This window comes from Rathayibacter sp. VKM Ac-2929, from assembly GCF_022815495.1.
GTDB classification, from domain to species: Bacteria; Actinomycetota; Actinomycetes; order Actinomycetales; family Microbacteriaceae; genus Rathayibacter; species Rathayibacter festucae.
In genome coordinates this window covers 374,199-385,940 of record NZ_JALGRV010000005.1, presented here as the reverse complement: position 1 = coordinate 385,940, position 11,742 = coordinate 374,199, and the positions used below count along the sequence as shown (strand labels likewise).

Here is an 11,742-nt window from a genome sequence, read left to right as displayed (position 1 = left end):
CCTCGAGAGGAGCGCCCGTGCCCGAGGGTGACACCGTCTACCGCTCCGCCCACAACCTCGCCGACGCCCTCGACGGCCAGGTGCTGACCCGCTGCGACGTCCGGGTGCCGAAGTTCGCGACGGTCGACCTGACCGGCGAGACCATCGACTCGGTCGTCCCGCGCGGCAAGCATCTGCTGATGCGCATCGGCGACGCGGTGATCCACTCGCACCTCAAGATGGAGGGCAGCTGGCACCTCTACTCGCTGACCGGCGACCGGCCGAAGTGGCACCGCCCCGCCTTTCAGGCGCGCATCGTGCTCGAGACGGACGAGTGGCAGGCCGTCGGCTTCGAACTCGGCCTGCTCGAGATCGTGCCGCGCGCGGCGGAGGAGGACGTCGTCGGCTACCTCGGCCCCGACCTGCTCGGTGCGGACTGGGACGCCGACGAGGCGCTGCGCCGCCTCACCGCCGACCCGGAGCGGCCGATCGGCCTGGCGCTGCTCGACCAGCGGATCATGGCCGGGCTCGGCAACGTCTACCGGGCCGAGCTCTGCTTCCTCCGCGGCGTGCTGCCCACGCGCCCGGTCGGCGAGAGCGGCGACCTGGTGCGCACGATCGCGCTCGCGAAGAAGCTGATCACCGTGAACCGCGAGCGCATCGAGCGCACGACGACCGGCAACCTCCGCCCCGGCCAGCAGCTCTGGGTCTACGGCCGCGACCGCAAGCCGTGCCGGCGCTGCGGCACCGCGATCCGCCGCGGCGAGCTCGGCGACGACGAGCTGCAGCTGCGGGTCACCTACTGGTGTCCGCGCTGCCAGACCTGACGCCCGGCGCTGTCGCGCTGCGTGCCCGCTACTCCTCGACGGCAGCCGAGCGGTGCCCGGGGACGTGCTTGACGTGCAGGGCGACGTCGCTGAGCCGCTCGATCCGGTCGACGTGGCGGGCGGCGCTCGCGTCCTCGGCGACGATCCAGCTGCCGACGAGCAGGTAGGGGTCGCGGCCGCCGGCGGTGAGCGGCCCGGTCACGGTGAAGGAGCCGATCGTCGGCGTCGAGAAGGTCACCCGCACCGGGTCTCCGTGGGCGAGCCCGTCGACGGACCGGTCCCCGTCGGCTCCCGCGTCCGGCTCGGGCGCGAGCGCGATGCTCTGGATCTCGGTCCCCGTGTTGAGGAAGACGTCGGCGACGACGAGCTCCCCGCCGACCGCCTGCCGGACGACGCCCTCGATGCCGTAGAGCCCGTAGCGCGGCGAGCGGACGAGCACCCGCACCGAGTCGCCGATCGAGACCTCCGCGAGGGCCCCGCGGATCGACGCGACGTCCCGCCGGGCGGGAGCTGCGGACAGGGCCTCGAGGATCGCACTGGACATCCCGCCAGGCTAGCCGGTCGAGCGAGAAAGATGCGCTGAGACGAGGGCTGCACGACCCTCGACGATGCAGGCACCGGAGGAGCAGAGGGCTATCGGCCCGCGGGGAAGCGGGCTCTCGAGGAGTGCGGAGACGGTGGGATTTGAACCCACGGAACCCAATGAAGGGTTCTCCACCTTAGCAGGGTGGTGCACTCGACCGGACTATGCGACGTCTCCTGAGCGCCCGCCAGGCGAACGCACGACGACCACTATAACCGCACCCGGGAGCCGGGCGTGACACCCGGCGCTGCGGCGCTACTGCTCGTCGAGGGTGCGGCCGACGGTGCAGGTCTGCTGGTCGGCGGTCTGACCGGTGACGTCGCTCGGGAGGGCGACGGCGGTCTCGCCCGGAGCCGGCGTCGCCGGGTCCGCGGTCGCAGCGGGGTCCGAGGTGGCCGGATCCGAGGGAGCCGCCGAGCCGGTCGCGGCGGGCGTCGACCCGTCAGCCGACTCCGAGCCGCCGCCGGTGGTGCCGGTGAGGGCGATCGGCTGGTCGGCCAGGAGGGCGGCGTTCAGCGTCGCCGACGCCTCCTCGCTCGGGTAGACGCCGTCGCCGTCGATGTAGGTCGGGTACTGGACGAAGACGACGCTGGCGAGGTCCACGTCCTTCACCGCGAGGCCGATCGACACGAGGGTGTTGACGTTCTCGAGCGACGTGGAGAGCTGCATGTTCGAGACGGCCGCCTTGCCGAGGCCGTAGAGGGCGACGGGGTTCGAGAGCGTCGAGGCGTCCTTCACCTTGCGCACCAGCGACGACAGGTACACCTGCTGGCTGGAGATGCGGGTGAGGTCGCTGCCGTCGCCGACGCCGTGCCGGGTGCGCAGGAAGGCGAGCGCCTCCGCGCCCACCAGCGTGTGCGTGCCGGCGGTGAGGTTCAGACCGGTGTACTCGTCCTCGATCGGGGTGGCGACGCAGACGTCGACTCCGCCCACCGCGTTCGACATCTCGATCACGCCGTCGAACTGGATCAGCGCTGCGTAGGGGATTTCGAGGCCGGTGAGCTGCTCCACGGTCTGCACGGTGCAGGCGAGCCCGCCGTAGCTGAGCGACGTGTTGATCTTGGCGGAGCGCAGCGCGTCCGAGACGGTGCCGGTCGCCGGGTCGGTGCAGGACGGGATCGGCACGTACATGTCGCGGGGGAAGCTGATCACCTCGACCGTGGAGTGGTCCTCGGAGATGTGCATCAGCATCGTGACGTCGTTGAGGTTCTCGGAGCGGTCGCCGTACGCGCCCGCCGCGGAGCCCTCGGCGCTGTCGCTGCCCGCGAGCAGGATGTTGACGCCGCCCTCGATCGCGCCGATCTCCGGGACGGCGGAGCCGGCGTCGGTCGAGCCGATGCCGAGGTCGACGGAGGGACGCGCGCTGCCCGCGATCATCGAGAGGGCGATCACCACGATCGAGATCGTGCTGAGCACGCCGACGCCGACGCAGGCCGCGAGGATCCGCCCGGCGAACCGGAGGCCGCTGTGCGGCCGCAGCCGCCCGTGACGGGCCGCTGTCCGGCGCGCGACGACGGGGTCGGTCATCGGATCCGCCTCCGGCGTCAGCCGAAGAACCCGACCGAGCAGGTCTGCTGATCGGCGGGTTGGCCGGTGATGGCCTCCGGCAGCTCGACCGGTGCGCCGGCCGCGGGCGTGCCGGGCGCGGCGGTCGCGCCGGGAGTGGCCTCCGCGGTCGCGAGCGGGTCGGTCGTGGCGGGGCCGGCGGCGGGGGCCTCGGTCGCCGCCGGGGACGCGGGCTCACCCGTGGTCGTCGCGCCGGCACCGGTGCCGCCGGTGAGGGCGATCGGCTGGTCCGTCTGCAGGGCGGTGGCGAGCACGTCGCCCGCGGTGCGGTCGGGGACGACGCCGCCGGACACCGAGCCGGTCGGGTACTGCGCGAACACCACGTTCGCGATGTCGACGTCCTTCAGCGCGAGGCCCATCTGCACGAGGGTGTTCACGTTGTTCAGCTCGTCCGAGAGCGTCATGTTGCCCAGGGCGGCCTTGGCGAGTCCGTAGAGCGCGACCGGGTTGAGCAGCGTGTCGGCGCTCTTGACCTGGCGGACCAGCGAGGAGAGGAAGACCTGCTGGTTGCTGATCCGGGTCAGGTCGCTGCCGTCGCCGATGCCGTGCCGGCTGCGGAGGAACTGCAGCGCGGCCATGCCCTCGAGCGAGTGCACGCCCGGCTCGAGATAGGTGTTGGTGTACGGGTCGGCGATCTCGGTCGCGACGCAGACGTCGACTCCGCCGATCGCGTTCGACATCTCGATGACGCCGTTGAACTGCACGACCGCGCCGTAGTCGACCCGGACGCCGAGCAGTTCCTCCGCGACGCCGGCGACGCAGCCGAGGCTGACGTCCTTGCCCATCGCCTCGTTGATCTTGGTGTCGTAGCGGGCGGGGATGGTCTCCCCCGTCACCGCGTTGACGCAGGACGGGATGTCGACGTACATGTCGCGGGGGAAGCTGACGACGGTCGCGTTGCTGTGGTCGGCCGAGACGTGCATCAGCATGTTGACGTCGTTCAGGACGCTGGTCTCCTCGTCCGGGTCGCCGTAGGCGTCGCCCTGACCCTGGCGCGAATCGCTGCCGACGACGAGGACGTTGAAGCCGCCCTCGAGGGCGCCGATCTCGGGGACCGAGCCGGCCGCGACCTCGGAGCCCGCCGCGATCGGGTGCAGGCTGACGGACGGCTGGGCGGACTGCACGAGCAGCGTCGCGGCGATCGCGACGATCGAGATCGAGGCGACGATGCCCACTCCCGAGACGGTCGCAGCGGCCTTGACGAGGGTCCGCGGCAGGCTGTGGCGCTTCTGCCGTCCGTGCCGGACGTGGGGTCGCGGCGTGCGCGCCGACTCGTCCGCGGCGGAGTGGTCCGTCGAAGGGCGCGTCGTGCGCATCCGTCTCCCGTTCGTCTGTGGGCTGGGGGTGGTGGGGCTGGGGTGTGGAGCTGAGGGCGGGCCTGGGACCCGCGGGCGCGGAGGAGGGGACTCCCACCGCGTCGGGACATAGTACCCAGAGCGCTCCGGAAAGCCATCCGTCGCCCGGAATCCGCGCCGGAGGGCAGGGGCGGCCGCGCCACACGGCCACCCGCCCCGCGCTCAGCCCTGCTGCTCGACGACGCTGATCGCCCAGACCACCCCGAAGCGGTCGGTGAGCATGCCGAAGCCGGCCGACCAGGCCGACGCCGTGAGCGGCTCGACGACGCTCGCTCCGTCGATGAGCGCGTCCCAGTGGCCGGTCGCCTCCCCGAGCGTCGCGGCCTGCAGGGCCAGGAAGAAGGGACGGTCGGTGATCGTCGTGCCGTTCTCGCGGCGCGTGGCTCCCGCCTGCAGGTCCGCCTCGCTCGAGGGGACGTCGTACGCCATCACGGTGAAGCCGCCCGCGCCGACGACCTGGCCGTGGACGACGCGATCGGTGTCGGGCAGGCCGGCCGGCATCCCGAAGTCGCCGTAGGTGCGGACGACGGCCCGGCCGCCGAAGACGGCGGCGTAGTACTCGAGGGCGGCGCGGGCCTCGCCGGTGAAGTTGAGGTGGGCGACGACTGCTGCGGTCATGGTGTACTCCTTCGCTGCGCGGTGGGTGGGCCGCGGTTCTCCCCGTTCCTCCGGGGCTTGAAGACACGATCTCGTCGGTACCGGCCAGGGAACGTCCGCTTCGCACGCGATGATCGTTCCGTGCCCACCTCCTCCTCGCCCTCCACCTCGAAGCGGCTGCTCGCCCTCCTGTCGCTGCTGCAGTCGCGCCGCGACTGGTCCGCTCCAGTGCTGGCGGACCGGCTGGAGGTGAGCGAGCGCACCGTCCGGCGCGACGTCGAGCGGCTGCGCGAGCTCGACTACGTGATCGAGACCACGCGCGGCCCCGACGGCGGCTACCGCCTGGCCGCCGGCACGGAGCTGCCGCCGCTGCTCTTCGACGACGAGCAGGCCGTCGTGATCGCCCTGGCGCTGCGGACCGCCGGCACCCTCGGCACGGACCTGGACGAGGCGGCCGAGCGGGCGCTCCTGACGATCCGCCGACTGCTGCCGAGCCGCCTCGCGCACCGGATCGACGGGCTCGCGGCGAGCGCCGGCACCGCGACCCGCCCGGCCGAGGCGCGCGCCGACGCCGGCGTGCTGCTGCGGATCGGCGACGCGATCCGCGACGCGCTGACCCTCCGCTTCGACTACGACTCCCCCGCAGGACCGGCCGACGCCGAACCCGCCGCCCGCACGACCGAGCCGCACCACCTCGTCCTCGCCGGCGGCCGCTGGTACCTGATCGGCTGGACTCCCGAGCGCGACGACTGGCGCACCTACCGGGTCGACCGGATCCGGCTCCGCAGTCACAACGGCGCCGTCTTCACTCCGCGGACGGTGCCCGGCGGTGACCCCGCGGCGTTCCTCTCCGCTCGCTTCAAGGGCTCGACCGGAGCGGACACCTGGCCGTGCCGGGGCTCGGCGATCCTGGACGCCGACGCCGTGCAGATCGCCCCGTACCTCGGCGACGGGACGCTGACCGTCGAGCCGGACGGCCGCTGCCGGATCCGCGTCGGCTCCTGGTCCTGGCCCGGCGTCGCCGCGTCGATCGCCCGCTTCGACGCACCGATCAGCGGCGTGGAGCCGGTCGAGCTCCGCGCGGCGTTCGCCCGCCTGGCCGCGCGAGCAGTGGACGCCGCGCGCCCGGGCGAAGACACCGGCTGACCGACGCGCCGACGCCCGGGCTCAGGGCCGCAGCGTCCGCCGGAGGAACCGCACCTGATCCTCGAGGCTGGCCTGCGACACGGCGGCGTCCGGCACCAGCTGATCGAAGACGTGGTACGTGCCGGCCCAGAGCCGCAGATCGACGGGGACCCGGTCCTCGAGGAGCCGCGCTCCGAATCGGAGCGCCTCGTCGCGCAGGGGATCGAGCTCGGCGGCCAGGAGATAGGTCTCGGGCAGTCCGATCAGCGACTCCCGTCGCGCCGGTGCCGCGTACTCGTCGGCCGGCGCACCGGCGAGGTAGAGCCGCTACATGACCGCGGCGTTGCGGTTGTCCCAGACCGGCGTGGCGTCGAACTCCCGCATCGACGTGCTGTGCAGGCGGTCGTCCAGCACGGGGAACAGCAGCAGCTGCGCCCGCGGCACCCGCTCCCCCTCGTCGAGGGCGAGCATGCTCACTCCCGCCGCCAGTGCGCCGCCGGCGCTGACGCCGGCGACCGCGATCCGGGCGGGATCGATCCCGAGCTCGGCCGCTCGCTCGATCATCCACCGGAGCACCGCCCGGCAGTCGCGGAGGCCGTGCGGATACGCGCGCTCCGGCGCGAGACGGTAGTCGACCGAGACGACGAGGCAGCCCGCGTCCCCCGCGTAGCGCAGGCAGCGGGCATTCTCGGAGAGGGTGTCCCCCGCGACGAAGGCGCCGCCGTGCAGGAAGAGCAGCGCGGACCCGACGGACGCCGACGGGCGATAGAGCCGGAGGCCGATGTCGTGTCCGTCGAGGCGCACCGAGCGCGACTCGATCGCGACGGACCCGCCGAACTCCACCTCGGCGGACGACGGCTGCATCGTCGACGAGCCCATCAGTCGCCGGGTGCCCTCGACGTCGTTCAGATCGGGCCGGAGCATCAGCTCGGTGGCGGCGGCGAGCTCAGCGTCCACGGCGGCCACCGCCTGCCGCGCCCAGGGCGCTCACGCCTCGTCCGGCTCCGCCTCGGCGATGCGCAGCAGCTGCAGCGCGAGCCACGCGTCGTTGCGCTGCACGGCGTCGAACACGTCGATCCCCAGCTTCGCGCCCACGTTCTTCAGCCGGTGCCCCAGCGAGCTGTGGTGCAGCAGGAGCTCCGTCGCCGCCGCGCGGACGTTCGCGTGGCGGCAGTACGCGTCCAGGGCGAGGATCTCGCCCAGACCGACGGGCGTCCGCACCAGGAGCTGCATCCGCTGCACGAGCTCCGAGCCGGCGGCCTCCGCCGGGGAGACCCGGGCGAGGCAGCGCAACGAGCCGAGCGCGTCGTGCGCGAGCGCGCGCGGACCGAGCACCGGCGAGCACAGCCGCAGCGTGCGCAGCGCGGAGAGGTAGGAGTCCCGCGGCGAGAGCGCCGAGGCCGTCGCGCCGACGGCGACGGTCTCGGCGCCCTCGGGGAGCGTGCCCGGCCGCGTCCCGGGACCGTGCAGCAGCACCGCGTGCGCCGTCCCGAAGCGCACGGGAGCGGTGCAGCGGTGCTCCGGCCCGCACCACTCCCGCCAGCCGCGCGGATCCGAGAGCGGTCCGCTCGCGCCCCGGGCGAGGACGACGCGCACGCGCCAGTCCGGCCGGAAGCCCAGCCGCCGGAGCGCCTCCTCCCGGTGCTCCGTGATCGAGGGCAGCGCCTCGATGAGCATCCGCAGCGGCTCGCCGTCGCCCAGCCGGGCCGCGTCGGCCTGCCGGATGAGGATCGTGGCCGCTGTCAGGGACATGCGCTCGAGGATCAGCTGCGCCATGTCCGGGTCGCTGCTCGCGGGCACCACCCAGACCAGGCCGGCGTCCGCCGTGTCCCCGCCGATCGCCGTGCTGATCGCCCCGGTCGGCGGATCGTGCGGCCTCGCGCGTCCGAGGCTGTCGAAGCCGCAGCCGCCGCCCGGACCAGCGAACCCCGCCTCGGTCCCGATCAGCATCGCCGTCGAGCGCACCAGCTCGTCGATTCCGGCCCGGAACTGCTGGAGCTTGTCGAAGAAGCTGACGACGCGCAGCGCGTCCGCACCGCTCTCGCCGCCCTCGGACAGCCGCCGGAGAAGACCCTCCATGCGTCACAGCCTCACTCGTCATCGCGTGCTCGCAACCGGTCGATCGCCAGGGCGAGCACCAGCACGGTCCCCGTCGCGATGCCCTGCCAGTAGGACGATACATTCAGGATCACGAGGCCGTTGCTCAGCGTCGAGAGGAAGACGATGCCGAGCGCCGTGCGCGGAATGCTGCCGCGGCCGCCGAAGAGCGAGGTCCCGCCGAGTACGACCGCGGCGAAGATGTCGAACTCGGCGCCCTGGCCGTTGTTCGCGGATCCGGAGCCGAGCCGCCCCGCGAGGAGCACGCCGGCCACCGCCGAGAGCGCCCCGGCGACCACGAAGACCTGCATCGCGTGCAGGTTCACCCGCAGCCCCGCGACCCTCGAGGCCCGCCCGGACGAGCCGATCGCGTAGGACCGCAGTCCCCAGGTCGTCGTGCGCATCACGAGCCACGCGACGACGTAGAGGACGGTCACGAGCACCACTGCGACCGGGAGCGGGCCGATCGACCCGGTGCCGACCCAGAGCAGGAGGTCGAAGCCCTCGACGACCGGCGCCGCGATCGACTGCCCGCTGGTCCAGACCTGAGCGGCACCGCGCACCACCAGCGCCACCGCGAGCGTCGAGATGAACCCCGGGATCCGGAGGCTCTCGGTCAGGACGCCGTTGACGAGGCCGAGCAGGGCCCCGAGCGCGATCGCCCCGAGGACGGCGACGAGCGGCGGCAGCCCGGCCTGCAGGAGCGAGACGCAGGTGATCCCGGACGCCGCGATCAGCGCGCCCTGGCTGATGTCGAGCCGGCCGGCGATCAGGATGATCGTCGCGCCGATCGCCGCGACGCCGAGCACCGCCGACTGCCGCAGCACGACGAAGAGGTTGTCCACGGTGAAGAACGTCGTCGAGCTGACGGCGAAGACGACGATCATCACGGCCAGCGCCACCGGGAGGACGATCGTGGCGAGGCGCTCCTGGTCGAACCCGCGGCGCGGAGCGCGGGCCACTCCGGGAACGGGCGTGTCGAGGCGGGTCATGACACGCCTCCGGTCGCTGCGGACATGAGTTCTCCTTCGGTGGCTGTGGTCGCCGGGAGCTCCCGGACGACGGCGCCGTTGCGGACGACGACGATCCGGTCGCAGGCGGCGCGCAGCTCGGCGATCTCCGAGCTGATGAGCAGGACGGCGACGCCCTGCGCGGTGAGATCCCAGACCGTGTCGATGAGATCGGCCTTGGCCCGGACGTCGATGCCGTGGGTGGGCTCGTCGAGGACGAGCAGGGACAGGTCCTCGGCGAGCAGGCGCCCGACGAGGACCTTCTGCTGATTGCCCCCGGAGAGCGAGCGGATGTCGAGGGCGTCGCTCGCGGCCTTGATCCGCAGCCGGGACGTCATCTCGGCGACGAGGGCGGTCACCGCGCGCCGGTCGAAGACGCCGCCTCGAGCGACGTTCCGCGGCGCCCGGACGATCATGTTCCGCCGCACGCTGAGGTGCGGCAGGATTCCCTCGCTGCGGCGGTCCTCGGAGAGGTACGCGACACCGCGGGCGAAGCCGGCGGCGGCGGAGCGGGGACGGTAGGGCCGGCCGGCCAGCTGCATCGAGCCGGACTGCAGGGCCTCCAGCCCGGCGATCGAGCGGCCGATCGACGACTTGCCCGCGCCGACGAGCCCGAAGACGCCCAGCACCTCGCCCCGCCGGATCGCGAGGTCGACGGGCGGGCGTCCCTTGACCACCAGAGCACTGCCGACGAAGGCGGGCTCGCCGAAGACGGCCGCCCGCTCGACCCGGGTGACAGCGGCGGACCCAGGCACCATGGCGTCGACCACCTGCGGCAGCACGGCCGCGGTGGCGCCGAACTCGCCGGCGACGCGCCCGTCCCGCAGCACGACGATGCTGTCGCAGAGCTGGACGACCTCGTCGAGCCGGTGCGAGATGAAGACGACGCCGACGCCCTCGTCGCTGAGCGAGCGCATCACGCGGAAGAGGCGAGCCGCCTCGAACGGCGTGAGCGAGGACGTCGGCTCGTCCAGGAGCAGGACGGATCCGGCGCTGCGCAGCGCGCGGGCGGCCGCGATCAGCTGGCGGTCGCCGATCGACACGTCGCGCACTGGGGTGTCGACGTCGTTCTCGAGCCCCATCCGGCGCAGCAGCGCGCGAGCGGCCTCGCGCATCCGCCGCCGGTCGAGCCGCAGCGCCCGCTGGAACACCCGCTCATCGCCGAGGAAGAGGTTCTCGGCGATCGTGAGATCCGGAACGAGATCCAGCTCCTGGCGCACCACGCCGATGCCCTTCTGCTGCGCCTCCCGAGGGCTGGAGAACGAGACGGGCTCCCCGTCCACCCGCAGCTCGCCGGAATCGGGTGGCAGCTGGCCGGTCAGGATGTTGATCAGGGTGGACTTGCCCGCCCCGTTGGCGCCGGCCAGTCCGAGGATCCGGCCCGCGTGCACCGTGAGATCGACGCCGGTGAGGGCCGCGACCCCGCCGAAGGACTTGCTCACTCCGCAGACGGTGAGGACGGGGGCGCTGCCGTGCGGTGCCGTCATCCGAGGGAGTCCAGGATCCCCTGGGCGTTCTCCGCCGTCACGAGCTCGACGGGCACGATCTGCTCGCGCTCCACGTCGCCGCCCGAGGAGAGCTCGAGGACCGCCCGGGCGATGATCTCGCCCTGCTGGACCGGGAAGAGTCCCACCGTCGAGACGACCTCCCCGGACAGGACTCCCTGGAGGATCCGCGCGTCCTCGCCGCCCGTGACGATCGCCACGTCCTCGCCGGGGGTGCGTCCCGAGGCCTTGACCGCGGAGAGCGCCCCGAGCGCGCTCGAGTCGTTCAGGCCGACGATCAGGTCGAGATCGGGGTGCGCCTGCAGGACGGTCGAGGTCTGCGCGTTGCCGGTGTCCTCCTGATACGCCTCGACCTCGCTGACGAGCGTCCACTCCCCCTCCCCGAGCGCCGCGTCGAGCCCCGCGATCACGCCCTCGTGCCGGGCGATCAGCGGTGCACCGCCCGAGTCCTGGTGCAGGATCGCGACGGTGGGCTTCTCGTCCGCGCGGTTCGCCGCGAGCCAGCCGCCGGCGCTCTCGCCCTCGAGCTCGCCGAAGGCGCGGTCGTCGAGGTTGAAGACGACATCCGCCTCGGGGATGTCGGTCGCGAGGCCGATGACGAGGACGTCCTGCCCCGCCAGGCGGCGCGCCACCGGCGAGATCGCCTTCGGGTCCGTCGGGCACACGATCACCGCCTTGGCGCCGGCCGCGACGAGGTTCTCGATGCCGGAGACCTGCTCGCCGGACTCGCCGTCGGGGTCGGAGGTGACGACGTCGATGTCGCAGTCGCCGAGGACGCTCTGCAGTCCCTTCTCGACCAGCGGGAAGTAGCCGCCCGAGTTGGAGTACGGCGAGTAGCCGACGCGGGTGAGCCCGACGCCGTCGCACTCGGCCGGGCGCTCGCCGGCCGGGGGCGACGGGGTCGCGCTCTGACAGCCGGTCAGCGGCAGCAGCACCACCGCGGCCGCGGCAAGTGCTGACGTCAGGCGGCGGGATCTCGTGGTGGGTCCGTGGACGTGCATCGTGTCTCCTTCGACAGGCAGTGCGGGTGGGGCGACTCCTCGCGAGGGGATCGACGCCACCGGCCACTCTGCCGACGCAGCGGCCCGGAGTCATCCG

General features: G+C 73.0%; 10 protein-coding genes, 1 tRNA gene and 1 pseudogene. 2 read left to right on the top strand and 10 right to left on the bottom strand.

Annotated features, from left to right (window positions below):
• Window positions 1–17 precede the first annotated feature (17 nt).
• Window positions 18–806 carry a DNA-formamidopyrimidine glycosylase family protein gene (locus tag MT355_RS17635; RefSeq protein WP_123445013.1) on the top strand — a complete coding sequence of 263 codons (789 nt, stop codon included), beginning with the start codon at window positions 18–20 and terminating at the stop codon, window positions 804–806.
• A 28-nt stretch (window positions 807–834) separates the two neighbouring features.
• Here the strand turns inward: MT355_RS17635 and MT355_RS17630 are convergent, their stop codons facing one another.
• From MT355_RS17630 to MT355_RS17610, 5 genes are all read right to left on the bottom strand, one after another.
• Window positions 835–1,350 (bottom strand): hypothetical protein, encoded by a 516-nt coding sequence (locus MT355_RS17630; protein ID WP_243600540.1) that lies wholly within the window; start codon window positions 1,348–1,350, stop codon window positions 835–837.
• A gap of 125 nt (window positions 1,351–1,475) precedes the next feature.
• Window positions 1,476–1,566, bottom strand: a tRNA-Ser gene (locus tag MT355_RS17625).
• 78 nt (window positions 1,567–1,644) lie between these two features.
• Complete coding sequence (locus MT355_RS17620; protein WP_243600539.1) at window positions 1,645–2,916, bottom strand: LCP family protein; 1,272 nt, start codon at window positions 2,914–2,916, stop codon at window positions 1,645–1,647.
• Between the two features lie 17 nt (window positions 2,917–2,933).
• A complete protein-coding gene (locus tag MT355_RS17615; protein WP_243600538.1) occupies window positions 2,934–4,271 on the bottom strand; it encodes an LCP family protein in 1,338 nt (445 codons plus the stop codon).
• 201 nt (window positions 4,272–4,472) lie between these two features.
• On the bottom strand, window positions 4,473–4,928 hold the full coding sequence (locus MT355_RS17610; RefSeq protein ID WP_243600537.1) for a VOC family protein: 456 nt from the start codon (window positions 4,926–4,928) through the stop codon (window positions 4,473–4,475).
• A 120-nt stretch (window positions 4,929–5,048) separates the two neighbouring features.
• Here MT355_RS17610 and MT355_RS17605 point away from each other — a divergent pair, with 120 nt between their 5' ends.
• Window positions 5,049–6,053, top strand: a complete 1,005-nt coding sequence (locus MT355_RS17605; protein ID WP_243600536.1) for a YafY family protein — start codon at window positions 5,049–5,051, stop codon at window positions 6,051–6,053.
• Window positions 6,054–6,074: 21 nt separating this feature from the next.
• Here MT355_RS17605 and MT355_RS17600 read toward each other — a convergent pair.
• The 5 genes and pseudogenes from MT355_RS17600 to MT355_RS17580 form a co-directional block, all read right to left on the bottom strand.
• Window positions 6,075–6,896 (bottom strand): annotated as a pseudogene (locus MT355_RS17600) (alpha/beta hydrolase).
• 123 nt (window positions 6,897–7,019) lie between these two features.
• Window positions 7,020–8,111 carry a helix-turn-helix domain-containing protein gene (locus MT355_RS17595; RefSeq protein ID WP_243600535.1) on the bottom strand — a complete coding sequence of 364 codons (1,092 nt, stop codon included), beginning with the start codon at window positions 8,109–8,111 and terminating at the stop codon, window positions 7,020–7,022.
• Between the two features lie 11 nt (window positions 8,112–8,122).
• Complete coding sequence (locus MT355_RS17590) at window positions 8,123–9,121, bottom strand: ABC transporter permease (protein ID WP_123733488.1); 999 nt, start codon at window positions 9,119–9,121, stop codon at window positions 8,123–8,125.
• On the bottom strand, window positions 9,118–10,626 hold the full coding sequence (locus MT355_RS17585) for a sugar ABC transporter ATP-binding protein (RefSeq protein WP_243600534.1): 1,509 nt from the start codon (window positions 10,624–10,626) through the stop codon (window positions 9,118–9,120). Before MT355_RS17585 ends, MT355_RS17590 begins: the two co-directional genes overlap by 4 nt.
• Complete coding sequence (locus tag MT355_RS17580; protein ID WP_243600533.1) at window positions 10,623–11,645, bottom strand: sugar ABC transporter substrate-binding protein; 1,023 nt, start codon at window positions 11,643–11,645, stop codon at window positions 10,623–10,625. Before MT355_RS17580 ends, MT355_RS17585 begins: the two co-directional genes overlap by 4 nt.
• Between the last annotated feature and the right edge of the window lie 97 nt (window positions 11,646–11,742).

Excerpts from the sequence above, each read along its gene's own strand:
- MT355_RS17580 (WP_243600533.1), bottom strand. The coding sequence starts at position 11,645 with ATGCACGTCCACGGACCCACCACGAGATCCCGCCGCCTGACGTCAGCA.
- MT355_RS17610 (WP_243600537.1), bottom strand. The coding sequence starts at position 4,928 with ATGACCGCAGCAGTCGTCGCCCACCTCAACTTCACCGGCGAGGCCCGC.
- MT355_RS17620 (WP_243600539.1), bottom strand. The coding sequence starts at position 2,916 with ATGACCGACCCCGTCGTCGCGCGCCGGACAGCGGCCCGTCACGGGCGG.
- MT355_RS17630 (WP_243600540.1), bottom strand. The coding sequence starts at position 1,350 with ATGTCCAGTGCGATCCTCGAGGCCCTGTCCGCAGCTCCCGCCCGGCGG.
- MT355_RS17595 (WP_243600535.1), bottom strand. The coding sequence starts at position 8,111 with ATGGAGGGTCTTCTCCGGCGGCTGTCCGAGGGCGGCGAGAGCGGTGCG.
- MT355_RS17585 (WP_243600534.1), bottom strand. The coding sequence starts at position 10,626 with ATGACGGCACCGCACGGCAGCGCCCCCGTCCTCACCGTCTGCGGAGTG.
- MT355_RS17615 (WP_243600538.1), bottom strand. The coding sequence starts at position 4,271 with ATGCGCACGACGCGCCCTTCGACGGACCACTCCGCCGCGGACGAGTCG.
- MT355_RS17590 (WP_123733488.1), bottom strand. The coding sequence starts at position 9,121 with ATGACCCGCCTCGACACGCCCGTTCCCGGAGTGGCCCGCGCTCCGCGC.